At 70.8% G+C, this 26,295-nt stretch carries 21 protein-coding genes; 8 read left to right on the forward strand and 13 right to left on the reverse strand.

Annotated features, from left to right (window positions below; all coding sequences use genetic code 11):
- Positions 1-265: 265 nt before the first annotated feature.
- The 10 genes from OG747_RS11420 to rsmH all read right to left on the reverse strand — a co-directional run bounded on the left by OG747_RS11420 (position 266) and on the right by rsmH (position 13,130).
- Positions 266-1,078 carry a cell division protein FtsQ/DivIB gene (locus OG747_RS11420; protein ID WP_405879198.1) on the reverse strand — a complete coding sequence of 271 codons (813 nt, stop codon included), beginning with the start codon at positions 1,076-1,078 and terminating at the stop codon, positions 266-268.
- A 25-nt stretch (positions 1,079-1,103) separates the two neighbouring features.
- Positions 1,104-2,195: an undecaprenyldiphospho-muramoylpentapeptide beta-N-acetylglucosaminyltransferase gene (murG, locus tag OG747_RS11425; RefSeq protein WP_405879199.1), complete on the reverse strand. Its 1,092-nt coding sequence runs from the start codon at positions 2,193-2,195 to the stop codon at positions 1,104-1,106.
- Between the two features lie 6 nt (positions 2,196-2,201).
- Entirely contained in the window at positions 2,202-3,566 is a 1,365-nt protein-coding gene (gene ftsW, locus OG747_RS11430) for a putative lipid II flippase FtsW (protein ID WP_405879200.1), read from the reverse strand.
- 120 nt (positions 3,567-3,686) lie between these two features.
- A complete protein-coding gene (murD, locus tag OG747_RS11435; RefSeq protein ID WP_405879202.1) occupies positions 3,687-5,120 on the reverse strand; it encodes a UDP-N-acetylmuramoyl-L-alanine--D-glutamate ligase in 1,434 nt (477 codons plus the stop codon).
- Positions 5,102-6,172, reverse strand: a complete 1,071-nt coding sequence (gene mraY / locus OG747_RS11440) for a phospho-N-acetylmuramoyl-pentapeptide-transferase (RefSeq protein ID WP_389602223.1) — start codon at positions 6,170-6,172, stop codon at positions 5,102-5,104. The genes murD and mraY overlap by 19 nt, the downstream gene beginning before the upstream one ends.
- The gene (gene murF, locus OG747_RS11445) at positions 6,172-7,602 is read right to left on the reverse strand and encodes a UDP-N-acetylmuramoyl-tripeptide--D-alanyl-D-alanine ligase (protein WP_405879203.1); all 1,431 of its coding nucleotides are present in this window, start codon (positions 7,600-7,602) and stop codon (positions 6,172-6,174) included. Before murF ends, mraY begins: the two co-directional genes overlap by 1 nt.
- Before the next feature lie 4 nt (positions 7,603-7,606).
- Positions 7,607-9,127 (reverse strand): UDP-N-acetylmuramoyl-L-alanyl-D-glutamate--2,6-diaminopimelate ligase, encoded by a 1,521-nt coding sequence (locus OG747_RS11450; protein ID WP_405879204.1) that lies wholly within the window; start codon positions 9,125-9,127, stop codon positions 7,607-7,609.
- Between the two features lie 233 nt (positions 9,128-9,360).
- Complete coding sequence (locus OG747_RS11455; RefSeq protein WP_405879205.1) at positions 9,361-11,313, reverse strand: peptidoglycan D,D-transpeptidase FtsI family protein; 1,953 nt, start codon at positions 11,311-11,313, stop codon at positions 9,361-9,363.
- 5 nt (positions 11,314-11,318) lie between these two features.
- Positions 11,319-11,930 (reverse strand): hypothetical protein, encoded by a 612-nt coding sequence (locus tag OG747_RS11460; RefSeq protein ID WP_405879206.1) that lies wholly within the window; start codon positions 11,928-11,930, stop codon positions 11,319-11,321.
- Positions 11,931-12,173: 243 nt separating this feature from the next.
- Complete coding sequence (rsmH, locus tag OG747_RS11465) at positions 12,174-13,130, reverse strand: 16S rRNA (cytosine(1402)-N(4))-methyltransferase RsmH (protein WP_405879207.1); 957 nt, start codon at positions 13,128-13,130, stop codon at positions 12,174-12,176.
- Between the two features lie 436 nt (positions 13,131-13,566).
- Here rsmH and OG747_RS11470 point away from each other — a divergent pair, with 436 nt between their 5' ends.
- The 4 genes from OG747_RS11470 to OG747_RS11485 all read left to right on the forward strand — a co-directional run bounded on the left by OG747_RS11470 (position 13,567) and on the right by OG747_RS11485 (position 19,174).
- Entirely contained in the window at positions 13,567-14,130 is a 564-nt protein-coding gene (locus OG747_RS11470; protein ID WP_405879208.1) for a beta-class carbonic anhydrase, read from the forward strand.
- Between the two features lie 264 nt (positions 14,131-14,394).
- Positions 14,395-15,432 carry an AAA family ATPase gene (locus tag OG747_RS11475; protein WP_405879209.1) on the forward strand — a complete coding sequence of 346 codons (1,038 nt, stop codon included), beginning with the start codon at positions 14,395-14,397 and terminating at the stop codon, positions 15,430-15,432.
- Positions 15,432-16,793: a DUF58 domain-containing protein gene (locus tag OG747_RS11480; RefSeq protein ID WP_405879210.1), complete on the forward strand. Its 1,362-nt coding sequence runs from the start codon at positions 15,432-15,434 to the stop codon at positions 16,791-16,793. Before OG747_RS11475 ends, OG747_RS11480 begins: the two co-directional genes overlap by 1 nt.
- Positions 16,790-19,174: a DUF3488 and DUF4129 domain-containing transglutaminase family protein gene (locus OG747_RS11485; protein ID WP_405879211.1), complete on the forward strand. Its 2,385-nt coding sequence runs from the start codon at positions 16,790-16,792 to the stop codon at positions 19,172-19,174. The genes OG747_RS11480 and OG747_RS11485 overlap by 4 nt, the downstream gene beginning before the upstream one ends.
- Positions 19,175-19,374: 200 nt before the next feature.
- Here OG747_RS11485 and OG747_RS11490 read toward each other — a convergent pair whose 3' ends face one another.
- From OG747_RS11490 to OG747_RS11500, 3 genes are all read right to left on the reverse strand, one after another.
- Positions 19,375-19,773: a DUF3040 domain-containing protein gene (locus OG747_RS11490; RefSeq protein WP_101405634.1), complete on the reverse strand. Its 399-nt coding sequence runs from the start codon at positions 19,771-19,773 to the stop codon at positions 19,375-19,377.
- A gap of 275 nt (positions 19,774-20,048) precedes the next feature.
- A complete protein-coding gene (locus OG747_RS11495) occupies positions 20,049-20,819 on the reverse strand; it encodes a methyltransferase (RefSeq protein WP_405879212.1) in 771 nt (256 codons plus the stop codon).
- 255 nt (positions 20,820-21,074) lie between these two features.
- Entirely contained in the window at positions 21,075-21,629 is a 555-nt protein-coding gene (locus tag OG747_RS11500; protein ID WP_405879213.1) for an SAV_6107 family HEPN domain-containing protein, read from the reverse strand.
- 162 nt (positions 21,630-21,791) lie between these two features.
- Between OG747_RS11500 and OG747_RS11505 the strand changes: the two genes are divergently transcribed.
- The 4 genes from OG747_RS11505 to OG747_RS11520 all read left to right on the forward strand — a co-directional run bounded on the left by OG747_RS11505 (position 21,792) and on the right by OG747_RS11520 (position 26,256).
- Positions 21,792-22,538 carry an ATP-binding cassette domain-containing protein gene (locus OG747_RS11505; RefSeq protein WP_405879214.1) on the forward strand — a complete coding sequence of 249 codons (747 nt, stop codon included), beginning with the start codon at positions 21,792-21,794 and terminating at the stop codon, positions 22,536-22,538.
- Complete coding sequence (locus OG747_RS11510; RefSeq protein ID WP_405879216.1) at positions 22,510-24,594, forward strand: YhgE/Pip family protein; 2,085 nt, start codon at positions 22,510-22,512, stop codon at positions 24,592-24,594. The genes OG747_RS11505 and OG747_RS11510 overlap by 29 nt, the downstream gene beginning before the upstream one ends.
- Before the next feature lie 11 nt (positions 24,595-24,605).
- Complete coding sequence (locus OG747_RS11515; RefSeq protein WP_405879217.1) at positions 24,606-25,232, forward strand: TetR/AcrR family transcriptional regulator; 627 nt, start codon at positions 24,606-24,608, stop codon at positions 25,230-25,232.
- 409 nt (positions 25,233-25,641) lie between these two features.
- Complete coding sequence (locus OG747_RS11520; protein ID WP_405879218.1) at positions 25,642-26,256, forward strand: DUF4126 domain-containing protein; 615 nt, start codon at positions 25,642-25,644, stop codon at positions 26,254-26,256.
- Positions 26,257-26,295 lie beyond the last annotated feature (39 nt).

The following is a 26,295-nucleotide window of genomic DNA, read 5'->3' on the forward strand; positions in this document are numbered from 1 at the left end:
TCTCGCCTCGAGTTACGTGTCGTCGCCTCGCACGCTCGCGATCCGACGACTGATGCCGAATGGGACGGTCCGAACGCCGACCCGAACCCTAACGCTGAAGTTTAGGGTTACCAGTGTGCCTGTTCCTTGGACTCTTCCGAACAGGACACTAAGTCGACAAGTGGCGCACGTTCAACGAACACGCCGAACCTCCCGTTTTTCTTTTCACCCTATGTGATCAGGCGTAGCACTGCCCAACCAGGGTGCTGGCCTGCGCATATGTGCGTCAACTCCCGGATGACGCAGGGGCGGTGGGGACACTGACGTCGAAGTGCCTGGCCCCTGGAGCTGCTTTCATGAGAGCACTGAGGGTCCTGGCCTTCGCACGGCCCCTCTCGCCGCTCCCCCACTCGACGGTGCGGCCGCCGCTCAACTCCAGGGAGATGGAGTCGTACGAGCGGACCTTGACGACCTGGGTGTCGCGGGCGACGGCGGCCGGAATGATCCCGGCGACCCGGACCGCCTCGCGCACCAGCCGGTCGACCGGGAAGCGACGCAGAACGGCCGCCTTGGACTTCCCGGACACCGCCAATTCCAGTGCGGGCACACCCTTCGGGGCCCTCGAAACCGTCGCGAATCGCACGCCCTTGGCGTCCACTTCGACGTACTTGGCCCTGTTTTCGGAGTTTCCGGGGTCTTTGACAATGAGCACCGGGGTACGTTCGGTCACTTTCAGCCCGATTCCGTGCGGCCAGGAACGGACGACATCAACCGCATCAATTCGGGGCAATTTCCGGCGCAATCGCGCCTCGATGGCGTCGGTGTCGACGGAAATCAGTGGCGATCCGACCGACACATCGGCCACTTCGCGCACTTGCCGCTCCGTCAGGACCCGCACCCCGGAGACCGACACCTTCTCGACCCGCACCCACGGCGAGCCGTAGAGGACCCAGACCGCGGCGGCGCCCGCCAACACCACCGCAATCAAAAGGATGATGAGCATACGAAGGCGTCGCAATCGCCCGAACCGGGGCGGCCGGGGCGGGCCGGACTCCGACTTCTGCCGTTCACCGCGGTCGGCGGTCCTCGGTCCGGCCACGCTCCCTGCCTTCCCTCACACGTCCCTAGTGATGACGAGAGGCGATCGCCTCGTACACCATGCCGACGAGCAGGTCGTCGGCGTCCCGGCGGCCGAACTCGCTGGCGGCGCGGGACATCTCGTACAGCCGGTGTGGGTCGGCGAGTACGGGCAGCACGTTCTGCTGCACCCACTGGGGCGTCAGCTCCGCGTCGTCGACAAGGAGGCCGCCACCGGCCTTGACCACCGGCTGGGCGTTGAGCCGCTGTTCGCCGTTGCCGATCGGCAGCGGGACATAGGCGGCGGGCAGCCCGACGGCGGAGAGTTCGGCGACGGTCATCGCGCCCGCGCGGCAGAGCATCATGTCGGCCGCGGCGTACGCGAGGTCCATCCGGTCCACGTACGGTACCGGGATGTACGGGGGCATTCCCGGCATCTGATGCACCTGCGGCAGTTCGTTCTTCGGGCCGACCGCGTGCAGAATCTGGATGCCCGCCTGCTGGAGGTAGGGAGCCGCCTGCTGGACGACCTCGTTGAGGCGCCGGGCGCCCTGCGAGCCGCCCGACACCAGCAGGGTCGGCAGCGAGGGGTCCAGACCGAACGCGGCGCGCGCCTCGGGGCGTACGGCGGCCCGGTCGAGGGTGGCGATGGAGCGGCGCAGCGGGATGCCGATGTAGCGGGCGCCGCGCAGCTTGTTGTCCGGGGTCGAGACGGCGACCTGCGCCGCGTACCGGGAACCGATCTTGTTGGCGAGGCCCGGCCGGGCGTTGGCCTCGTGGATGACGATCGGCACGCCGAGGCGCTTGGCCGCGAGGTAGGCGGGCAGCGCGACATAGCCGCCGAAGCCGACTACCGCGTCCGCCTTGGTGCGCTCCAGGACCTGCTCGGCCGCCTTGATCGTGCCGCGCAGCCGTCCGGGGACGGTGATCAGCTCCGGCGTGGGCTTGCGCGGCAGCGGGACGGCGGGGATCAGCGCGAGTTCGTAGCCCCGCTCCGGTACGAGCCGGGTCTCCAGTCCGCGTTCCGTGCCCAGGGCCGTGATCCCCACGGTCGGGTCCTGCCTGCGCAGGGCGTCCGCGAGGGCGAGCGCGGGCTCGATGTGGCCGGCGGTCCCCCCGCCGGCGAGTACGACATGCACCGAAATTCACCGCTCTCCGGACGAACGCGCCGCCGAGGCACGCCGTCGCATCGTGTTCCATCTCCGAGGCCCCGCGGCCCCCGCGGAGCCTCTCACCGCAGCACGCTTTCTACCAAAGCGGGGTTGCCGCATCGCAAGCGCCGCCCGCGCACCGGGCTCGTCGCGTGCGAACGCGATCAGCAGCCCGATGGCGAACATGGTCGGCAGCAGGGCGGAACCCCCGTAGGAGAACAGCGGGAGCGGGACTCCGGCGATCGGCAGCAGACCGAGCACCGCACCGATGTTGATCACGGCCTGGGCCGTGATCCAGGTGGTCACGCCTCCCGCGGCATACCTCACGAAGGGGTCCTCCGTGCGTCCGGCCACGCGGATACCCGCATAGCCTAGAGCCGCGAAGAGGGCGAGCACCGACAGTGTCCCCGCGAGGCCGAGTTCCTCCCCGGTGATGGCGAAGATGAAGTCGGTGTGCGCTTCGGGAAGTTGGCCCCATTTTTGCACACTGGCGCCGAGGCCGGAACCGAAGATTCCGCCGGAGGCGAGCGCGTAGATGCCGTGCACACCCTGCCAGCAGATGTCGTTCGGTCCGGGGTCGGTGGCACCGATGCAGGCGAGCCGGTTCAGGCGATGCGGGCTGGTCTTGATGGCGATGGCACCGAGCACCACGGCGACACTCAGCACCCCGGCGAACAGACGCGTGGGCGCCCCGGCCATCCACAGCAGCCCGAACAGGATCGCGGTCAGGATGATCGTCGTACCCATGTCGCCGCCGAGCATGATCAGCCCGAGCAGCAGGAAGGTGCCCGGGACGAGCGGCACCAGCATGTGCTTCCACTGTGTGAGCATGCCCTTGTCCTGCTTGCGGGCGAGCAGGTCGGCGCCCCACAGCACGAGCGCGAGCTTGCCGAACTCGCTGGGCTGCATCTGGAACGAGCCGCCGAGGGAGATCCAGTTCTGGTTGCCGTTGACCGCCATCCCTATCCCCGGCACCTGCACCAGGATCATCAGGAAGACCGCGCCGGCCAGGATCGGATACGCCAGCGCCCGATGCAGCTTCACCGGCATCCGCATGGCGATCAGGAGCAGCACGGTGCCGATCGAGGCCGCGAGGAACTGTTTGCGGAAGAAGAACGACCCCGGCAGCGACAGCTGCAGCGCCGTGACCATCGAGGCCGAGTAGACCATCACCAGGCCCAGCGCGGTGATCAGCAGGCTGCTGCCGAAGATCAGATAGTACGCGGTGAGCGGCCGGTCCCAGGCCTTGCGGGCACGCGCGTAGAGCACCCGCAGCGGGTTGTCGCGGGAGGGCCGGGGCGAGGCGGGCCGCCTGGGGGCACGCTGGACGGGGGGACGGCCAGTACGGCTACTGACCATCACCGGCTCCGTCCGCCACACCGCGGAAGGGCGTCCCGCAGGGCGATGGAGGTCCCCACCATGGCGTCACGCGTCCCTCCCAAGGGTCCCGGGCGCGCCCGGACCGTCCGGGACCCGCCGTCAGGCGCTCGCGCCGAGTTCGCGAACCGCCTGCGCGAACGCGTCCCCGCGCTTGTTGTAGTTGGCGAACATGTCCATGGAGGCACAGGCCGGCGCCAGCAACACCGTGTCGCCCGCGCGCGCAAGGCCCCGTGCCTCCTGAACCGCCGCGAGCATCGCCCCAGTGTCGGTCCGGTCGAGGTCGACGACGGGTACTTCCGGCGCGTGTCGCACAAGGGCTTCACGGATCAGCGCACGATCCGCACCGATCAGCACGACCCCCCGAAGTCGCTTTGCCGACTTGGCGACCAGCTCGTCGAAGGTCGCGCCCTTGGCGAGCCCTCCCGCGATCCACACGATCGACTCGTAGGCCGCCAAAGAGGCTTCCGCGGCATGTGTGTTGGTGGCCTTGGAGTCGTCGATGTACGCGACACCGTCCACGTCGGCGACGTGCGCGATGCGGTGGGCATCCGGCGTGAAGGCCCGCAGCCCGTCCCGTACGGCCGCGGCGGGCACTCCGAAGGCGCGCGCCAGGGCCGCCGCCGCAAGGGCGTTGGCGATGTTGTGCGGGGCGGACGGGTTGACGTCGGAGACCTCGGCGAGCTCCTGGGCGTTCTTCTGCCGGTTCTCGACGAAGGCGCGGTCGACCAGGATGCCTTCCACCACGCCGAGTTGGGAGGGTCCCGGGGTGCCGAGCGTGAAGCCGACGGCCCGGCAGTCCTCCTCGACGTCGGCCTCGCGGACCAGGTCCTCGGTGCCCTTGTCGGCGACGTTGTAGACGCAGGCGACCCGATTGCCTTCGTAGATACGGCCCTTGTCGGCGACGTACGCCTCCATCGAGCCGTGCCAGTCGAGGTGATCGGGCGCCAGGTTCAGTACGGCGGCCGAGTGCGCGCGCAGCGACGGCGCCCAGTGCAGCTGATAGCTGGACAACTCCACGGCGAGGACGTCGTACTTCTCCTCGCCGAGGACCGCGTCCAGGAGCGAGACCCCGATGTTGCCGACGGCGGCCGTGCGCAGCCCGGCCGCCGTCAGGATCGAGGCGAGCATCTGGACGGTCGTGGTCTTGCCGTTGGTACCGGTGACGGCGAGCCAGGGGGCTGGTTCTCTACCGTCCAGCCCCCGCAGCCGCCAGGCCAGTTCGACGTCACCCCAGACCGGGACGTCCGCCGCGGCGGCCGCGGCGAACAGTGGCTTGTCCGGCTTCCAGCCGGGCGCGGTGACGATGAGTTCGGTGCCCTCGGGCAGGGTGGCGCCGTCACCGAGGCGCACGGTGATGCCGAGCGCCTCCAGCTCCGCGGCCTGCGCCCGGGAGCGCTCGTCGTCGCCGTCGTTGACGACCGTGACGACGGCGCCGAGACCGTGCAGCACCTTGGCCGCCGGGATGCCGGAGACGCCGAGCCCGGCGACGGTGACGTGCTTGCCCTGCCAGTCGGTCACTTCTTGGCTGCCCATCCTGCGTAGAAGAGGCCCAGACCCACGATGACGCACATGCCCTGGATGATCCAGAAGCGGACCACGACAAGGACCTCGGACCACCCCTTTAGTTCGAAGTGGTGCTGGAGTGGTGCCATGCGGAAGACGCGCCGGCCGGTGAGCCGGAAGGAGCCGACCTGGATGACGACCGACATGGTGATCAGGACGAAGAGACCGCCGAGGAGCGCGACCAGCAGCTCCGTGCGGGAGCAGATCGCGAGGCCGGCGAGCGCGCCGCCGAGGGCCAGCGAGCCGGTGTCACCCATGAAGATCTTGGCGGGCGAGGTGTTCCACCACAGGAAGCCGAAGCAGGCTCCCATCAGGGCGGAGGCGACGACCGCGAGGTCCAGTGGATCTCGTACTTCGTAACAGGCGGCCGGGTTGGTGAGGGTCTGCGCGTTGGCGCAGGACTCCTGGAACTGCCAGACGCCGATGAAGGTGTACGCGCCGAAGACCATGGTCGCGGCGCCGGTGGCGAGACCGTCCAGACCGTCCGTCAGGTTCACGCCGTTCGACATGGCGAGAATCATGAACAGGGCCCAGACCACGAAGAGCACCGGGCCGATGGTCCAGCCGAAGTCCTCCACGAAGGAGAGCCTGGTGGAGGCCGGGGTGTTGCCGTGATTGTCGGCGAACTGCAGTGCGAGGACCGCGAAGCTGATGCCGACAATCAGCTGGCCGGCCATCTTCGCCTTGGCCCGCAGACCGAGTGAACGCCGCTTGACGATCTTGATGTAGTCGTCCAGGAAGCCGACCAGGCCCATGCCGGACATCAGACCGAGCACCAGCAGACCCGAGAAGGTCGGCGGCTTGCCCGTGATCACCTTGGACAGGAAGTACGCGATGATCGTCGCCAGGATGAAGGCGATACCACCCATGGTCGGCGTACCGCGCTTGCTGTGATGCTCCTTCGGGCCGTCATCGCGGATGTACTGCCCGTAGCCCTTGCGGGCCAGCAGCTTGATCAGCAGCGGGGTGCCGATCAGGGTCAGGAACAGACCAATGACTCCTGCGAACAGGATCTGGTTCATCATCGGGCCGCGACCTCACCCTCGGCACCGCCGTCGAGCAGCGCCTGCGCCACCCGTTCGAGCCCGACCGACCGGGACGCCTTCACGAGCACGACGTCCCCCGGGCGCAACTCGCTGCGCAACAGGTCGACAGCCGCCTGTGCGTCGGACACGTGCACCGACTCCTCACCCCACGAACCCTCGTTATATGCGCCCAGTTGGAGCCAGGACGCTTCCCTGCCCCCGACCGCGACGAGCTTGCCGACATTGAGTCGGACGGCGAGCCGTCCGACCGCGTCGTGCTCGGCGAGCGCCTCGTCCCCGAGCTCGGCCATCTGACCGAGCACCGCCCACGTCCGACCCCCTTTCGCCTGTGCGGCTTTGCCCATGGCCGCGAGCGCGCGCAGGGCGGCCCGCATGGACTCGGGGTTCGCGTTGTAGGCGTCGTTGACGACCGTCACGCCGTCCGGGCGCTCGGTGACCTCCATCCGCCAGCGGGAGAGGGAGCCCGCCTCGGAGAGCGCGAGGGCGATCTCGTCTGCGGACATGCCCAGCTCATGGGCGACGGCGGCCGCGGCGAGCGCGTTCGACACGTGGTGCTCACCGTACAGGCGCATGGTCACATCGCTGCACCCGGAGGGTGTGTGAAGTCTGAATACGGGCTGTCCGGCGTCCGTGAGGCGCACGTTCTCGGCACGTACGTCCGCTTCGCCGGACTCTCCGAAGAGGATCACGCGCGCCTTCGTCCGGGACGCCATGGCGCGTACGAGGGGGTCGTCGGCGTTGAGGACGGCGACGCCGCCCGCCTCCGACGGCGGAAGACCCTCGACGAGCTCACCCTTCGCCTGTGCGATCTGCTCGCGGCCGCCGAACTCGCCGATGTGGGCCGTCCCGACGTTCAGGACGAGGCCGATCTTCGGCGGGGTGAGGTCCATGAGGTAGCTGATGTGGCCGAGGCCGCGGGCGCCCATCTCCAGGACGAGGAACCTGGTCTCCTCGGTGGCGCTCAGCGCGGTCAGCGGCAGTCCGATCTCGTTGTTGAGCGAGCCGGGCGTGAAGACGGTCGGCGCCTTGCTCCGCAGTACCTGGGCGATCAGGTCCTTGGTGCTGGTCTTGCCCGCGGAGCCGGTGAGGGCCACGAGGGTCGCGCCGAGCCGCTCGACGACGTGGCGCGCGAGGGCGCCCAGGGCCGTCTGCACGTCCGCGACGACGATCGCGGGCACGCCGACGGGCCGGGAGGCCAGCACGGCGACCGCGCCCGCCTCGACGACGGCCGCCGCGTAGTCGTGGCCGTCCACGCGTTCGCCGACGAAGGCGACGAAGAGGCTGCCTGACTCCACTTCACGGGAGTCTCTGACGACCGGTCCGGTGACCTGTACCGCCGGATCCGGTATGTCGTACGTCTGCCCGCCGACGACTGCTGCGATCTCGGCGAGAGAGAGGGCGATCACAAGTTCATCCCTGGGTCTGCTGGATAGCTTCGCGAAGCACCTGGCGGTCGTCGAAGGGACGCACCACCCCGGCGATGTCCTGGCCCTGCTCGTGGCCCTTGCCCGCGACCAGCACGGTGTCGCCGGGCCGCGCCCGGGCGACGGCGGCGGCGATGGCGGCGGCCCGGTCCTCGAAGACCTGGACCTCGCCGCGCTCGTACGCCGGCACCTCGGCGGCGCCCGCGAGCATCGTCGCGAGGATCGCGAGGGGGTCCTCCGAGCGGGGGTTGTCCGATGTCAGTACGGCCGTGTCGGCGAGCCGCACCGCGGCGGCCCCCATCGGCATCCGCTTGGTCTTGTCCCGGTCGCCGCCGCAGCCGAGCACGATGTGCAGCTTGCCCTCGGTGACCTTGCGCAGCGCGCGCAGGACCGATTCGACGGCGTCCGTCTTGTGGGCGTAGTCGACGACCGCGAGATACGGCTGGCCCGCGTCCACGCGCTCCAGGCGGCCCGGCACGCCCGGGACGGCGGCGATGCCGTCCGCGGCGGTCTGCGGGTCGATCCCGGCGGCGGCGAGGGCGACGATCGCGGCGAGGGCGTTCGCCACGTTGAAGGGGCCCGCGAGCGGCGACTTGGCCGTGATCCGCTCGCCCTTGGGGCCGACGGCGACGAAGGCCGAGTCCATCGGGCCGACCTCGACCTCCTCGGCGCGCCAGTCGGCGTCCGGGTGGCCCTCGGCGGAGAAGGTGACGACGGGGACGGTGGCCTCCTTGGCCAGCCGGCGCCCGTACTCGTCGTCGAGGTTGATGACACCGAGTTTGCTGCGTTGCGGTGTGAACAGCTGCGCCTTGGCCCGGAAATAGTCCTCCATGCCGGAGTGGAACTCCATGTGTTCCGGGCTGAGGTTGTTGAAGACGGCGATGTCGAAGACACAGCCGTCGACCCGCCCGAGGACCAGCGCATGGCTGGAGACCTCCATGGCGACCGCGTCGACGCCGCGCTCGCGCATGACCGCGAACAACGCCTGGAGATCGGTGGCTTCGGGGGTGGTGCGCTCCGACTTGATGCGCTCCTCCCCGATGCGCATCTCCACCGTGCCGATCAGGCCGGTGGAGCGGAGCGTCTTCAGCCCGCCCTCGACGAGATAGGCCGTGGTGGTCTTGCCGGAGGTGCCGGTGATGCCGATCTGGAGCAGGTCTCGCCCGGGGTGGCCGTAGATGGTGGCCGCGAGCTCGCCCATCCGGCCGCGCGGGTCGTCGACGACGAGGACCGGCAGCCCGGTGGCGGCGGCGCGGTCGACGCCGGTCGGGTCGGTCAGCACGGCGACCGCGCCGAGACCGGCCGCCTGCGTCACGAAGTCGGCGCCGTGCAGGCGGGCGCCGGGCAGCGCGGCGTACAGGTCGCCCGGGCGCACGGCCCGCGAGTCATGGGTGATGCCCGTGACCTCCGCGGTCGACGCCGGGGCGGTGGCACCCAGCTGATCGGCGAGCTCCGCGAGGGGTGTGGCGGAGTTCTGGACCGGTCGCGGCGGCCCCGGATATGTCACAGGAACGCCCTTCTGGGTGGTTTGGGACTGATCAGCGTGTGGCACGGCGGTGAGCGTACCGGGCGCACCCCCGCCGGAGCGAAGCGAGGGGCGTGGCGAGCCATGGTTCCCGTGATCGGGAGTGATCGTTGTCACGAGCTGGTTCCTGGTCGGTGTTCCGGGCGGTGCTGGATTTCCGTCGGTGCTGGTCAGGGCGGTGAGCCGGGCGGATGGGGGCGTGCGGCCGGGGTGGATCAGGGGGTGAAGGTGACGGGCAGGTTGGCGGGCCCGGCCCCGGTGGGCGGGACCTGGAGGGTCTTGAGCGCGAACTCCATGACCTGCTTGTAGATCGGTCCGCAGATCTGGCCGCCGAAGTAGCTGCCCTTGGTGGCGTTCTGGATCGCGCAGTAGACGGTGATCCGGGGCTTGTCCGCGGGTGCGAATCCGGCGAACGACGAGGTGTAGCCGTGGTACTTGCCGGTGGCCGGATCCACGCGGTTGGCCGTACCCGTCTTACCCGCGACCCGGTAGCCCGGGATGCGCGCCCTGGCGCCGGTGCCCTGCTCGTCGTCCACGACGGACTCCAGCATCTGGGCGAGGGTCTTCGCCGTCTTCTCGCTCACGACCCTTGTCTTCTTGGGCTGGGTGGCCGGGGTGAACCGGCCGTCGGCGCCCTTGCTGCCGCGCACCAGCGTCGGCTCGACGCGTACGCCGCCGTTGGCGATCGTCGAGTAGACGGAGGCCGCCTGCATCGCGTTGATCGACATGCCCTGGCCGAAAGGAATCGTGTACTGCTGCGAGGTCGACCACTTGTCGGCGGGCGCGAGGATGCCCTTCGTCTCGCCGGGGAAGTCGAGTCCGGTGTAGCCGCCGATGCCGAACTTGCGCAGATACGTGTAGAGGACCTGGTTGGCCTCCTGCTGTGTCTTGCCGAGCTGGCCGGCCGCCAGGATGGTGCCGATGTTGCTGGACTTGGCGAGCACGCCGTTGAGCGTCAGGTTCCAGGTCGGGTGGTCGATGTCGTCCTGGAAGAGCCGGTCGCCGCGGTGCAGCCGGTTGGGCACGACCACGTGTGTCTCGGGGGTGGCGACGTTCTCCTCCAGCACGGCGGCCATGGACATGACCTTGGCGGTGGAGCCGGGCTCGTACGCGTCCTGGAGGGCCGCGTTGCCCAGGGCCGCCGCGTCGGCCTGGGAGAGGTCGTTGGGGTCGAAGCCGGGCGAGTTGGCCATCGCCAGGATCTCGCCGGTGCGGGTGTCCTGCACTATCACATACCCGCGGTCCGCCTTGGACGCCTTGACCTGCTCGGTGATGGCGTTCTGCGCGGCCCACTGGATGTCGCGGTCGATGGTCAGCTCGACGTCCGAGCCCGCCACGGCCGGCGTCTCCGTCGAGCCCACGGTCGGCACCTGATGGCCGCCGGACTGGGCGTAGCGGATCTTGCCGTCCTTGCCGGCGAGCTCCTTGTTCAGCTCCTGCTCGACTCCGCCGCCGCCCTTGCCGTCGGCGTTGACCCAGCCCAGTATCCCGGCGGCGAGATCACCGTTCGGATACACGCGCTTGCTCGCCGGGACCGCGAGGACGCCCGCGAGGAAGTTGACCGTGCTCCTGTCGGTCTCGGCCTTCGCGGCGAGCGTGGTCTTCAGGTCCTTGATCTGCTTCCAGACCTGGGGGGTCTGGCGGTGTGCGAGCAGCGTGTAGCGGGTGTTCCTCGTCCGCAGCTTCTTGGCGACGGCGTCCGCGCTCTGGCCGAGGATCGGGCCGAGCAGCGCCGCGGCCTGCTCGGGCGCGTCCGTCACCTTCGTCGCCCCCTGGGTGAACATCGTGGGGTCGGCCGTGATGTCGTACGCGTCCACGCTCGTCGCCAGCTCGACGCCGTTGCGGTCCGTGATCCCGCCGCGGGTGGCGGCCAGGGTACGGCCGACATACCGGTTCTGCTCGGCCTTCGCGGCGTACGCGCTCGCGTCCACGGCCTGCACCTGGAGCAGCCGTACGACGAAGGCGACCATCACCAGCGTCAGGGCGAGGCTGACCATGCGGAGCCGCGGCCGGGGGCTGCCGAGCCGGAGGGACTGTGGGCCGCCGGGCCGGGGCGCGCCCGGGCGGCGTGCGGGGCGGGCACCGGGGCCCGGGCGCCGCTGGCCACCGGGGCGTACGGGCCTGGCGGGGCCGGGCACACGGCGGCGCGGCGGTTCCCTGTCGGACACTTCCGTCACCTGCCGGGAGTCGAGGAGGGCTGCGTGGACGGGTGGGCGGTGGGGGGCTGCGTGGACGGGTGGGCGGTGGAGGGCCGCGTGGACGGGTGGGCGGTGGAGGGCCGCGTGGACGGGTGGGCGGTGGAGGGCCGCGTCGTGGGCGTGCGGGTGGCGGGGGTGCTGGTGACCGGGACCGGGCTCGCGGTCCGCGTGGGGTCGATGACCTCGGGCGGGCGGACCACCGTGTTGCTCACGGAGGACTGCTGGGCGGCGGCTCCGGGGACGCCCTTGACGGTGCCGTCCGGGTTGAGGAAGGCCGGGTCGCCGCCCGGGACCATGCCCAGCTCGTGGGCGCGGCGCTGGAGGGCGTCGGGCGCGGAGTAGGCGTCCACGTCCCGCTGCAGTGCCTGCTCCTCGTCGGTGAGGCTCTTGGTGTCCTTCTGCAGGTCGTCGAGGCGGAACGAGCCTTCGCTCAGTGCGGAGTTCAGCACGAGGAGGCTGATCAGACCACCGCCGAGCAGGAGCACGACCAGCAGGACGAAGGGGGTGCGGGCGGCTTGGCCCGCCCCGGCGGGGAGAAGCCGGGCGAGCCGGGCGGCGCGGCCCCTGAGTTCGGGTGTCCTACTCACGGGCCCTCCCTGCGGGTTTGCTTTCCCGACGCACGATCGCGCCGCGGGTTCGGGTTCCCCACCCGGGATCGCACCGTGCGTTTGCTTTCCAAACGCGCGGACGCACCGCGCGCCCGCCCTCCCGGCTCGCGAGCGGGACGCGAACCCGGCCTGCGGACGGCCACCCGGGTCGGCCCCGCCGGCTTGCGGGCACCGCCGGCGAGTCCGGGTTTCCCGCTCACTCGCTCTCCCCCTCCCGGCGCGTCACTCGGCGTCCTCACGGATGCGCTGCGCCCCGCGCAGCCGCGCGGGAGCCGCTCGCCGGTTCTCGGCGACCTCTTCCTCGGTGGGAAGTTCGGCACCGCGGGTGAGCAGCTTGAGCCGGGGCTGGTAGCGCTCGGGCACGACCGGCAGTCCGGGCGGCGCGGTGGTGGCGGCGCCGGCCGCGAACACCTGCTTGACCAGCCGGTCCTCCAGCGAGTGGTACGACAGGACGGCGATCCGGCCACCGACGGCGAGCGCCTTCACGGCCGCCGGAATCGCCCGCTCCAAGACGCTGAGCTCCCCGTTGACCTCGATGCGCAGCGCCTGGAAGGTGCGCTTGGCGGGGTTGCCGCCGGTGCGCTTGGCGGCCTGCGGGAGGGAGTCGCGGATCAGCTCGACGAGCCGCGCGCTGTTACTGAAGGGCTCCTTCTCGCGTTCGCGCACGATGGCGGAGACGATCCGCTTGGCCTGCTTCTCCTCGCCGTACGCGCGCAGGATCCGCACCAGTTCTCCGGCCGGGTAGGTGTTGAGCACCTCGGCCGCGCTGATGCCGGTCGTCTGGTCCATGCGCATGTCGAGCGGGGCGTCCTGGGCGTACGCGAACCCGCGGTCGGCCTCGTCGAGCTGCATGGAGGAGACGCCGAGGTCGAACAGGACGCCCTGGACGCGCGGGATGTCCAGACGGTCGAGCACCTCGGGCAGTTCGTCGTAGACCGCGTGCACGAGGGTGGCGCGGTCACCGAAGGGGGCGAGCCGCTCTCCGGAGAGGCGCAGGGCTTCCTTGTCACGGTCGAGGGCCACGAGACGGGCCTCGGGGAACTGAGTGAGGAGCGCCTCGCTGTGGCCGCCGAGTCCGAGGGTGCAGTCGACCACGACGCCACCCGGCTCGGTGAGGGCCGGGGCCAGCATGTCCAGGCACCGCTGGAGCATCACCGGGACATGTCGACTCTGGCTCAAGGGGCCCTCTCAGGTCCGGCGCGGCCGTACGCACCGCCGGGTCCCCACCCGCTCGAGAAGGGGAGGCCTGCTGGCGCCGGGTGAGTGGCGTCAGCCGACCGGGAGCGGGAGGAGGCCGAGCCGTACGTACGCGCCGCGCACGCGGGGGAAGACGCCGGAAAAATGCCGGGTCTCCGGGAAAAGCAGTCCAGCAGGGAGAGTCTCGCCTCCCGCTTCGCGTCACTTTAGTCCACGGTGTCTCGCGGTCAATCAACCGGCATGCGCGTCGCGGGCCACTGCTCGACGAACCCCCGGACGAAGCCATGAATCAGCAAAAATCACTTATCCGGGTGGTATCGGAACGCCCATGTGGGTTACCTCACAACAAGACACGATGACGTTCTTTGTCCCCTCTCACAGCAGGACTACTTCCTATGTGACCAGTACCGTCATAGCTATGACGACTTCTGCATCCGTACCCACAGAGCCCGAAGACGCCATAACCACCGGCGGCCTCTCCACGGACGGCACCGTGACCGACCGTCTCGTCGACGCGAACCAGCAGTACGCCGCCGCCTTCACCGACCCCGGGATGGACGCCCATCCCGTGCTGCACGTCGCGGTGGTCGCCTGCATGGACGCCCGGCTCGACCTGCACGCCGCGCTCGGCCTGGAGCTCGGCGACTGTCACACCATCCGCAACGCGGGCGGGGTCGTCACCGACGACGTGATCCGCTCCCTCACCATCAGCCAGCGAGCGCTCGGCACCCGCAGCATCGTGCTCATCCACCACACCGGCTGCGGCCTGGAGTCCCTCACCGAGGACTTCCGGCACGACCTGGAGATGGAGGTCGGCCAGCGTCCCGCCTGGGCGGTCGAGGCCTTCCGGGACGTCGAGCAGGACGTACGGCAGTCGATGCAGCGCGTGCGCACCTCACCGTTCCTCCTGCACCGGGACGACGTGCGCGGCTTCGTCTTCGACGTGACGACGGGTCTGCTGCGCGAGATCGACCCCGCCTGAACGCTCCCGCCGGGCCCCTCGTAAAACTCCCTGGGGCCCTCGTGGGACCCTCGCTTCACGAAAAACCCCGACCTACCGGCGCCCAAAAGGCCGTAAGAGCTGACATAACGCGGCCAGTTATCCACAGGCGAGTGACACGAACCGGTAACGGCAACAAGAATGCGTGTGTGGCGTCGCGCGGAACTTTCCGCGCCAGGCGTCCGTGTTTCGGGGTGGGCCGGTCCGCACAGGGCGTCGGCCCGAGAAAGGGCCGAGGAGGGCCGGGTGACGACCTATGACGATCGAGCGAGCCTTACAGATCTGACCGCCACTGTGGAGCGTGTCCGCAGTTCGGTGGAAGGAGTGATCGAAGGCAAGCCTGAGGTCGTACGGCTTTCGCTGACCGTACTGCTCGCCGAGGGACATCTTCTGATCGAGGATGTCCCGGGCGTCGGCAAGACCATGCTCGCCAAGGCACTGGCGCGGTCCATCGACTGCTCGGTGCGGCGTATTCAGTTCACGCCCGACCTGCTGCCCTCGGACATCACCGGTGTGTCCATCTGGGACCAGCAGCGCCGGGACTTCGAGTTCAAGCCGGGCGCGATCTTCGCGCAGATCGTGATCGGCGACGAGATCAACCGCGCCTCGCCCAAGACGCAGTCCGCGCTCCTGGAGTCGATGGAGGAGCGCCAGGTCACCATCGACGGGCAGACCTATGAACTGCCCAGCCCCTTCATGGTGGTGGCCACCCAGAACCCGGTCGAGATGGAGGGCACCTACCCGCTGCCGGAGGCCCAGCGCGACCGCTTCATGGCCCGTGTCTCCATCGGCTACCCCAGCGCGGACGCCGAGTTGCAGATGCTGGACATCCACGGCGGGGTGAACCCGCTGGACGACCTCCAGCCGGTGGCGCACGCGCACGAGATCGTGAAGCTGATCGACGCGGTCCGCACGGTCCACGTCGCGGACCCGGTCCGGAGGTACGCGGTCGATCTGGTCGCCGCCACCCGTACCCATCCCGATCTCAGACTCGGTGCCTCGCCGCGCGCCACGCTGCACCTGCTGCGCGCGGCGAAGGCCTCCGCGGCGCTCAGCGGCCGGGAGTACGCGCTGCCGGACGACGTCCAGGCCCTCGCCGTCGCGGTCCTGGCCCACCGTCTGCTCCCCACGGCCCAGGCGCAGTTGAACCGTCGAACGGCCGAGCAGGTCGTCCAGGAGATCCTGCAGCACACCCCCGTTCCCGCGGCGCCCCAGCAACAGACCGGCCTCACGACGGGCCGCGGCGCGCCCGCGTACGGCCAGCAGCCGCCCCGGAGGCTGTGATGACGTCCGGGGGGGCGGGCGACGCCGAGGAGGACAAGGGCGGGCTGCGCACCGCGCTCGCCGGTCTCACCACTCGCGGACGCTCCTTCCTCGCCGCCGGCATCGCGGCCGCGATCTGCGCGTACGTCCTGGGGCAGAGCGATCTGCTCCGGGTCGGACTGCTGCTCGCGGTGCTCCCGTTGGTCTGCGCGACCGTGCTGTACCGCACGCGCTACCGGGTCGCGGGCAGCCGCAGGCTCTCCCCCGGGCGCGTGCCCGCCGGTTCCGAGGCCCGCGTCCATCTGCGAATGGACAACGTCTCGCGGCTGCCCACCGGACTGCTGATGCTCCAGGACCGGGTGCCGTACGTGCTCGGCCCGCGGCCCCGGTTCGTCCTGGACCGGGTGGAGGCCGGCGGACGCCGCGAGGTCTCCTACCGCGTGCGCTCCGACCTGCGCGGCCGCTACCCGCTGGGGCCGCTGCAGCTGCGGCTCACGGACCCCTTCGGGATGTGCGAGCTGACCCGGTCCTTCTCGACGTACGACACCCTGACGGTCATCCCGCGCGTGGAGCCGCTGCCTCCGGTGCGGCTGAGCGGCGAGGCGAAGGGGTACGGCGACGGGCGGCAGCGCTCGCTGGCGCTGGCGGGCGAGGACGACATAATCCCGCGCGGGTACCGCTACGGCGACGACCTGCGCCGGGTGCACTGGCGCCTGACCGCGCGCTACGGCGAGTTGATGGTCCGCCGTGAGGAGCAGCCACAGCGCTCCCGCTGCACGGTGCTGCTCGACACCCGGGGCATCGCCTACGAGGGCGCGGGCCCGGACTCGGCCTTCGAGTGGGCCGTCTCGGGCACGGCATCGACGCTGGTGCACATGCTCGAGCGAGGCTTCTCAGTACGGCTGTTGACGGACGACGGCAGTTCGGTGCCCGGCGAGGGAGCCGACGGGTTCGCGGGCGCGAGCCAGGAATCGGCGGACGCGGCCGGGCTGATGATGGACACGCTCGCGGTCATCGACCACTCGGACGGAGCGGGCCTGTCCCGGGCCTACGACGTCCTGCGCGGCGGGAACGAGGGGCTGCTGATCGCCTTCCTCGGCGACCTGGACGAGCAGCAGGCGACGGTGCTCGCCAAGATGCGCCAGCGCAGCGGCGGCGCCGTCGCCTTCCTGCTGGACAGCGAGACATGGGTGCGGGAACCGAGCGACGTCCCCGGCCCGTTGGACAAGAGCGAGGATCGACTGCGCATGCTGCGCGAGGCGGGCTGGACCGCCGTGATGGTGCCGCGGGGGGCGGAGTTCGCCGACCTGTGGCGAGAGGCGGACCGGCAGCGCACGGGTGCCGCGTCGACGGGGAGTACGGCAGGGGGTGGAGGCTCATGAGCGGGCGGGCTCGGCTGACGCTGTGCTCGGCGGCGGCCACACTGATGGCGTCGTGCGCCCTGCTGCCGCTGGTCAAGCCGGCGACCTGGTTCCTCCAGGCGGCGTTCCTGCTGGCGCTGCAGTCCGGTGTGGGCGCGCTGACCCGGCGGGTTCCGCTGGCCCGGCCGCTGACGGTGGCGGCGCAGACACTGGTGACGCTGGTGCTGCTGGCGCTGGTCTTCGCGCGGCAGCAGTCCTTCCTCGGCTTCATTCCGGGGCCTGAGGCATTCCAGCACTTCGGCGATCTGCTGCAGTCGGGTACGGACGACGTCGGGCGGTACGCGATTCCGGCGCCGCTGTCCGACGGCATCCGCCTGATGCTGATCGGCGGTGTCCTGGTGATCGGGCTCGCGGTGGACACGCTCGCGGTGACGTTCCGCAGCGCGGCCCCCGCCGGACTCCCGCTGCTCGCGCTGTACTCGGTCGCCGCGGGGCTGTCGGGCGGCGGCTGGGCCTGGCTGTGGTTCCTGCTCGCGGCCGCGGGCTATCTGATGCTGCTCCTGGCGGAGGGCCGCGACCGGCTCTCGCAGTGGGGTCGTGTCTTCGGCGGCGCGCCCCGCTCACAGGGGCTGGACGCTTCGTCGGGCGCGGTCGCACCGGTCCGTACGGGGCGGCGCATCGGCGCGGTCGCACTGGGCGTCGCCCTGGTGGTGCCGCTCGGCCTGCCCGCCCTCGACGGCGGTCTGCTGGGCGGCGCGGGCACGGGCGTCGGCTCGGGCTCCGGGGGTGGCACGATCTCCGCGGTGAACCCGCTGGTCTCGCTCCGCGACAGCCTGAACGTGGACGAGGACCGCCAGGTCATGTCCTACCGCACCAACACCGACGACACCCAGGACATGTATCTGCGGATCGTGTCCCTGGACGACTTCGACGGCACGGCGTGGAAGCCGGCCCAGCGGCACATCGAGGGCGTGCCGGACACGTTCCCGACGCCGATCGGCCTCGGGTCCGGCGTCCAGCGCACCGAGATCCGGACCCGTATCTCGGCGGCCGACTGGTACGCCCAGGACTGGCTCCCGATGCCGTACCCGGTCAGCAAGGTGAACATCAAGGGCAGTTGGCGCTACGAGCCCGTGGGACGCACGCTCGTCGGTGACCACGGCCAGAACACGCGCGGCGCGCAGTACGAGGTGACGAGCCTGATCGTGCAGCCGACCGCGGAGCAGTTGGCGAACGCGCCCGAGCCGTCGGCGGCTCTGAAGCGCGAGTTCACCAAGGTGCCGTCGTCGTTGCCCGCGGTGGTGGCCAAAACCGCGCGCAAGGTCACCGAAGGCTCGGCGAACCACTACGAGCAGGCGGTCAAGCTCCAGGACTACTTCGCGGTGAACGGCGGATTCACCTACAACACCGAGGTGCAGGCGGGCAGCGGCTCGACCGCGATCGCGCGCTTCCTGAAGGACAAGGAGGGCTTCTGCGTCCACTTCTCCTTCGCGATGGCCGCGATGGCCCGCACACTGGGGATACCGGCCCGGGTCGCGGTGGGCTTCACGCCCGGCTCCCCGCAGGCGGACGGTTCGATGTCGGTGGGGCTGCGGGACGCGCACGCCTGGCCCGAGCTGTACTTCGAGGGGGTGGGCTGGACCCGCTTCGAGCCGACCCCCAACCGGGGCTCGGTGCCGGAGTACACACAGACGGACACGCCCGGGGCGGACTCGCCGACCGTGCCGAAGCCGTCGACGTCGGCCTCCGCCGGGCCCTCCACCGCGCCGTCGGCCAGCAGCAACTGCCTGGCCCAGCAGAGGAAGCTGGACGCATGCGCGAGCCAGTCCGCGCTGGCCACGGTGGGCTCCAAGAACGACGGCACGCCGTGGTTCCAGATCCTGGGGCTGACCCTGGCGGGGCTTCTGGTGCTGGTTGTTCCGTTGCTTCCGATGCTCTGGCGGATGCGGGTCCGGTCCGTACGGCTCGGTGCGCACGGCCGCAGTGAGGCGGATGCGGCGCCGTACACGCTGGCGGCCTGGCTGGAGGTGACCGACACGGCATGGGACTACGGGATCGTGCCCGACGAGTCCCAGACGCCGCGCAAGGCCGCGGCGCGCATCGTGCGGCTCGGGCACCTCGATGCGGAGGCGTCGGAGGCGGTGCACCGGCTGGCAGCGGCGGTGGAGCAGGTGCTGTACGCCCCGCAGCCCCGCCTCACGGCCGGTCTGGCGGAAGACGCCCGCCGTATCGCGGGTGCCCTGCGTGCCCCGGCAACCCGCACCGCCCGCCTGCGCGCGCTCCTCGCCCCGCGCTCAGCCGTCCGTGTGGGCTGGGCGGCCTCGGCCTACTGGACGGCCCTGACGGCCCGGCTGGCGGCGCGCGGAGAAACCTGGCGACGGCCTTCGGGGCAGAACAGCTGATGTGCTGACGTTGGGTGTTGTTGAACTTGTGTGGCCCGTACCCCCGGCGGTGCTTTCCAGGGGTGCGGGCCACATGGGTTCGCCGACAGGGTTCCTGCACCGCGATGCGGCACACATGCCACAACTACGCGCGTGAGGGGGGCCACCCGAACCGGGTGGCCCCCCTCACGCGATGTTTCCGACTGTCGGCGCCCGCGGGGTTACTGGCCCTGCTCGTCTCGGCGTCGCTGCCAGCGTTGTTCGATGCGGTCCATCATGGAGCGGCGCTGTCGGCCCTGGTGGCGGCGCGCGGCGGGTGCGCCGGGCGCCGCCGGCTGTTCACCCGGCTTGGGAGCCTTGCGCCAACCAGTCACGGCAAGCACCGCGCAGCCCAGCATGACGAGGAAGCCCACCACGCTTACCCAGATCTGCTTGGAGACCATTCCGGCCATGAGGAGCGCGATACCCACCAGGAAGCCGGCGACCGCCTGGTAGACCCGTCGCCGGGTGTACGTGCGCAGCCCGCTTCCCTCAAGCGCTGTCGCGAACTTGGGATCTTCGGCGTACAGCGCTCGCTCCATCTGCTCGAGCATTCGCTGCTCGTGCTCCGAGAGCGGCACGGCGTCCTCCTCATCGTGCAGTCGCCGGGGCGACCGGGGGTCCCCTTCAGGATAGGCAGGGAATCGCCCCCGTGAAACCCGCCCCTCTGCGCCAATTCGCCAACCGGGACCCGTCATGGCACCCCGATTCACTGAGGCGTGCATTCCCCAGCGACCGGCTCGTCATGCCGGACGGCCTCCCTCGATCATACGGCGCCGAGCGCCCGATCGGGTGGCGTGTGGCGTACTCCATCTGCCGCCCCGCCCCTGATCAGGGGCGCACCATGGGAGGCGGCTCAGCCCTCCTCGGCCCCCTGGGTCTCACCGAGCACATGAAGCTGGGTGGCCACGGAGTGGAACGCGGCGAGTTCGGCGGCCGCCGCCTCCAGCTTCAGGAGGGCTTCCAGGGCGCCCGGCTGGGTGTCCACGAGAACGCCGGGGACCAGGTCCGCGAAGACCCGTACGCCGTGCACGGCGCCGACGCGCAGGCCCGCGCCCTCGACGAGCGCGGTGAGCTGGTCGGCGGTGAAGCGGTGGGGTACGGGATCACCCTCGCCCCAGCGTCCGTCCGGGTCATCGAGCGCCTGCTTGGCCTCCTTGAAGTGCCCGGCGAGGGCGCGGGCGAGCACGGCTCCGCCCAGGCCGGCGGCGAGGAGGCTGAGGACGCCCTCGGGGCGCAGCGCGTCCACCACGTTGCGCACGCCTTCGGCCGGGTCGTCCACGTACTCCAGGACGCCGTGGCACAGCACCACGTCGTAGCCGCCGCGCTCGACGACGTCGAAGAGGCCGTGCGCGTCGCCCTGGACGCCCTTGACGCGGTCGGCGACCCCGGCCTCGGCGGCCCGGCGCTCCAGTGCGAACAGCGCGTTGGGGCTGGGGTCGACGACGGTGACGCGGTGGCCGAGGCGGGCCACGGGCACCGCGAAGTTGCCACTGCCGCCCCCGGTGTCGAGGACGTCCAGCGACTCCCGTCCGGTGGTCTTGACCCGGCGGTCGAGGGCGTCCTTGAGGACCTCCCAGACCACGGCGGTACGGAGAGAAGCGCGGGGGCGCATCGGGTCCGACACGGCAGTTGACTCCTCGGCGCGGCACCGCCTCTTGCACGGCGGAGCGATCGGGGGGGCCTCCTGGTGAGGAGGCTGCAGGCGCCTCCACCCTATTGCCTCCGCCGCCGTACCCGATTCCGCGTCTCGCGCTGCGGATCGCGCTGCGGATCACAGGGCGGATGGCCTGGTGGCGCGGGATGGGGCGCGCGGCGGGCTACGCCGTGGGCGCGCGCCGGGCCGGCACGGCCGTCCGCGACCGCGCCGCCGGTCAGCCGGTCAGCCGGCGTCCGGGACCTCCCGCTCCCCGCCCTCCCGGGCGCCGTCCCGGCGCGGCTGGGGCAGCACGGGCTGCAGCACCAGCATCCGCTCGACCAGTCGCAGGAACATCGCCACGTCCCGTATCAGGTCGTCGGCGTCGCGGCTGCCGGCCGCGCCCCGGATGCCCGCCTCTGCGCGGGCGCGGCGGGTGGCTCCGGAGGCGAACAGGGCGCTCCACTCGGTGAGTTCGGGAGCGATCTCGGGGAGCACCTCCCAGGCGCTCCGGATGCGGGCCCGGCGTCGTGGCGTGGGCTCCGGACGGCCCCGTGCGGCGAGGACGGCGGCCGCCGTGCGCAGGGCGGCCAAGTGGGCCGTCGCATACCGTTCGTTGGGCGTTTCGAGGACCGCCGCCTCGTCGAGTCCGGCGCGGGCCTGGGCGAGCAGGTCGAGGGCGGCGGGCGGAGCCGTGGCCCGGCGGAGCACGGGGTGCACATCGCCCGCCGGGCCGGTCAGTGAGGGGGCAGGGCCGGAGGCGCGGCGCCGGTGGGCGGCGGCTGCGGAAGAGGTGGCCATGACGAACCTCCTGTCGTCTGTGTGACGGCACTGTGGCCGTATGTGCCCATCGTGAGGTATGCCACTGACAATCCGTTCTGACCTGGGCTTTTGCTTCGATCGAAAGTTCGGGCTAGTTTTTGCACTGACCAGTCAGTTCAAAAAATAGGGGATGGGGACGCTGTGGACGGTCCGCACGCACTCGGTGTCACGGCCGAGGACTTCGGGCTCAAGGGCCCCCGCGGCTGGGCGTTCCGGGGGGTGCGCCTCGACGCGGAACCCGGCTCACTGATCGCGGTCGAGGGGCCGTCCGGATCCGGCCGCACGTGTCTGCTGCTCGCGCTCACGGGCCGGATGCGGCCGACCGCGGGGACGGCCACCGTGGGCGGGGCGGGGCTGCCGAAGCAGATGGCCGCGGTGCGCCGCGCGAGCGCACTGGCTCATGTCCCGGGCGTCACCGACCTGGACCCGGCCCTGACCGTCGGGGAGCATCTGCTCGAACGGGCGCTGTTGCAGCGGCGGTTCGGGGGCTCGCTGCGGGGGCTGCTGCGGCCCCGCAGCGAGCAGGCGGACGAGGGGAAGCTGCGCATCGACTCCGCGTTGGCCGCCGCCGGGCTGGACCGGGAGGCCCTGCCCAAGGGCTCCCGGACCGCCGTACGTGACCTGGAGCGGCTCGAGGCCCTGAGGCTGTCCGTCGCGCTGGCCCTCATCGGCCGTCCGGGGCTGCTCGGCGTCGACGACACCGACCTCAAGCTGTCGGACGCCGAACGGGGCGAGACATGGGCCCTGTTGAAGTCGCTCGCCGAGTCCGGCACCACCGTCGTGGCGGTGTGCAGCGAGGCTCCGGAAGGGGCCGTCCTCGTATCCACCGACAAGCCCACCACCCAGAGGGAGACGGCCGATGCGCTCGCCGAGACTGGCCGCTCTTGAGCTCAGGCGCTTCGGCCGGGGCAGACTCCCGCGCGCCGCGCTGGTCTCACTCATGCTGCTGCCACTGCTGTACGGCGCCCTCTACCTGTGGTCCTTCTGGGACCCGTACGGCCGACTGGACCGGATCCCCGTGGCGCTCGTGAACGACGACAAGGGGGCGAGCGTCGCGGGCAAGAGGCTCACGGCGGGTGACGACATCACCAAGGGGCTGCGCGACAGCGACACCTTCGAGTGGCACGAGGTGAGCGCGGCCGAGGCCCGCCAGGGGGTCGAGGACGGCACGTACTACCTGTCGCTGACCATGCCCTCCGACCTCAGCCGGCGGATCGCCTCCAACTCCGGGGACGAGCCGGAGACGGGCGCTCTCCAGGTGCGTACGAACGACGCGAACAACTACATCGTCGGGCAGATCTCGCGGACGGTGTTCGGCGAGGTGCGCAGGGCGGCGTCCACGAAGGCGTCGCGGTCGTTCCTCGACAAGATCTTCATATCGTTCTCGGACATCCACGGGGCGACCGAGAAGGCCGCCGAGGGGGCCGACACGCTCAAGGGCGGGATCGGCAGGGCGAAGAAGGGCTCCGAGGATCTCGCGGACGGGCTGAAGGACGCCAAGGAGGGCAGCGGCAAGCTCTCCGGCGGCCTGAAGAAGCTCGACAAGGGCGCGGGCGACCTGGCGGACGGTTCACGACGGGTCGCGGACGGCACGCGGACGCTGGCCGCCGAGGTCAACGGCGTCGCGGACGAAGTGGGCCCCTTCGTGAGGGACAACGAGAAGTCGATCGGCGACACGGCCCGACTCGTCGCCGACTCCGCCGCCGGGATCCGCCACAACCTCGACACCCTGGTGAAGACGGCCCCGGCCGCCGCCAAGGGCGCCCACACGGCGTCCGACGCACTGAACGCCGTCTACAAGGCGCGCTGCGAGACCCTGCCGATCCCCGACGCCGCGTGCCCCGACCTGAAGAAGGCCACGCAGGCAGCCGCGGACATGGCCACGGTCGCCGACGACGTGAACACGCTGATCGGCGACCAGGACGGCGATCTGGACCGGCTCGACAAGAACCTGGGCACCCTTCAGAAGCGGGCCCAGGCGCTCGCCAACCGCGCGCCGCGCCTCTCCGAAGACCTCGACGACGCCGTCTCCAGGATCAACAAGCTGAACGAGGGCGCCGAGAAGGTCGCCGAGGGGGCGAAGAGACTGCGCACCGGGCTCGCCACGGCCAGGACCGGCGCGGCGGACCTCGACACGGGTGTCGGCAAGCTGAAGACGGGCGCGGGCGACCTGGAAGAGGGCATGTACAAGCTCGTCGGCGGCTCCGGGAAGCTCGCCGGCGGACTGCACGACGGCGCCGACCGGATCCCCGACTACGACAGGCAGGACCGTGACCGGCGCACCCAGGTGATGGCCGACCCGGTGCGGCTCGCCTCCAAGGACCTGCACAAGGCGCCGAACTACGGCACCGGCTTCGCCCCGTACTTCATCCCGCTGTCCCTGTGGGTGGGCGCGATGGTGGCGTACATGCTGATCCAGCCGCTGAACCGGCGCGCGCTCGCGGCGGGCGCCTCGGCCTGGCGCATCGCGCTCGCGGGCTGGCTGCCGGTGGCCGCCCTGGGAGTGCTGCAGACGGCGGCCCTGATGTCCGTACTGCACTGGGCGATCGGCCTGCAGATGGTGCGGGCGGCCGGGACGGTCGGCTTCCTGTGCCTGGTGACGGCGTGCTTCGCGGCGATCGTGCAGTGGCTGAACGCACGCTTCGGAGCTGCGGGCAAGATCCTGGTGCTCGCCCTTCTGATGCTGCAACTGACGTCGGCGGGCGGCACGTACCCCGTCCAGACCAGCCCCGGCTTCTTCAACGCGATCCACCCCTTCTTGCCGATGAGTTACGTCGTCCAGGCCCTCAGGAGGCTCATCACGGGCGGCGGCCTGGGACCGGTCTGGCAGGCGTGCGCCGTCCTCGCGGCCTTCACCGTGGGCGCGATCGCGCTCACCGCCCGGTCGGCGCGCGGCAAGCAGGTGTGGACCCTCGACCGTCTGCACCCCGAGCTGAGCCTGTGACAATCAGGGCCATGGAAAGCAGCAGCACCACGGCAGGCGGCGGTCGCCGCGAGGCGACCCGGCAGAAGCTCTACGAGGCGGCCGTCACACTCATCGCGGAACAAGGTTTCTCCGCCACCACCGTGGACGAGATCGCCGAACGGGCCGGGGTCGCGAAGGGCACGGTCTACTACAACTTCGCGAGCAAGTCCGTCCTCTTCGAAGAGCTGTTGCGGCACGGCGTGGGACTCCTCACCGCGTCCCTGCGGGAGGCGGCGGAGAAGACCGAGCGGGAGGGCGGGACCAGGGTCGACGCGCTGGACGCGATGATCCGCGCCGGGCTCGTCTTCATCGACCGCTACCCGGCCTTCACCCAGCTGTACGTGGCCGAGCTGTGGCGCACCAACCGGGCCTGGCAGTCCACGCTCATGGTGGTCCGGCAGGAGGCGGTCGCGGTCGTCGAGGGCGTGCTGCGCGAGGGGGTGGCGAACGGCGAGCTCAGCGACGAGATCGACATTCCGCTGACGGCCGCCGCGCTGGTCGGGATGGTCCTGGTGGCCGCCCTGGACTGGCAGGCCTTCCAGCCGGAACGGTCTCTGGACGATGTCCACGCGGCGCTGTCGCGGCTGCTCCAAGGACGGGTGAGCGGCAACCGTTAGCGACCGGTCGCGCAGTTGCCCGTACCCCTTGCGGAGCACGGAACACGAAAGCGCCGGTTCGGTCTGGCCGCGTCCCCCGCGGGCCACCTCGAACCGGCGCTTCGCCGTGCTCCCCCGTTGCTTCCCCCGTACTCCCCCGTTGGGCCCCCGTTCGGTCGTTCCCCGGGTTCCCCCGTGCCTCGCTCCCGCCGACAAAGCCGGCGGAAGGAGCGGCCAAGGGCGCGAGAACCGTTCCGCCGCCCCGTGTCGGCGGTACCGGAGCCGCGCCCCCTTCCGTGCCTCCACTCTCTCGTTCGCGCAGGTCGGGCCCCATCCGCGCGCGTACTCATCTCACTCACTAGGTACGGATACTCAGTCCTGCGCACTCATGCCCAGGACGCACCGTCGCCAACTGGTTACGATCGCGTCCGTGTCCGTACTCCCCCTGGTCTTCACCAGCGGCTGGGCCAGTGGCATCAACGCGTACGCGGTGGTGCTGCTCCTCGGCATCTTCGGCGCGACCGGTCTGAGCGACGACGTTCCCGAGTCCCTGCAGCGCCCTGAGATCCTGGTCACAGCGGGCGTTCTCTTCCTCTGCGAGGCGGTCGCCGACAAGATCCCGTACGTGGACTCGGTGTGGGACTCGGTGCACACCGTGATCCGGCCGGTGGCGGGCGCATGGGTCGGCGCGCTGCTGGCCGGGCAGAGCGGCTCGCTCTCCGACCTGGCGGCGGGGGCGATCGGCGGTTCGACGGCGCTGGCGAGCCACACGGTCAAGGCCGGGACACGGATGGCGATCAACACCTCGCCGGAGCCGTTCAGCAACTTCGTCATGAGTACCACCGAGGATCTCGGGGTCGCCGGAATCCTGACCTTCGCGATGTTCCACCCCGAAGCCGCGGCGATCATCGCGGGTGTGCTGCTGCTCGCGGGGCTGCTGGCGCTCTTCTTCCTGATCTCCCGAATCCGCCGGTTCCTGCGCCGCAGGGCCCAGCACCGGGAGGAGAAACGGCTGGCCAGGCGGGTCGGTCAGCCGCCCGACTGAGCTCCGCGGGCCGCGCTGTCAGTGGCGGCCGATAAAGTC

The sequence above is a fragment of the Streptomyces sp. NBC_01384 genome, from assembly GCF_045040035.1.
In the GTDB taxonomy this organism is placed as follows: Bacteria; Actinomycetota; Actinomycetes; order Streptomycetales; family Streptomycetaceae; genus Streptomyces.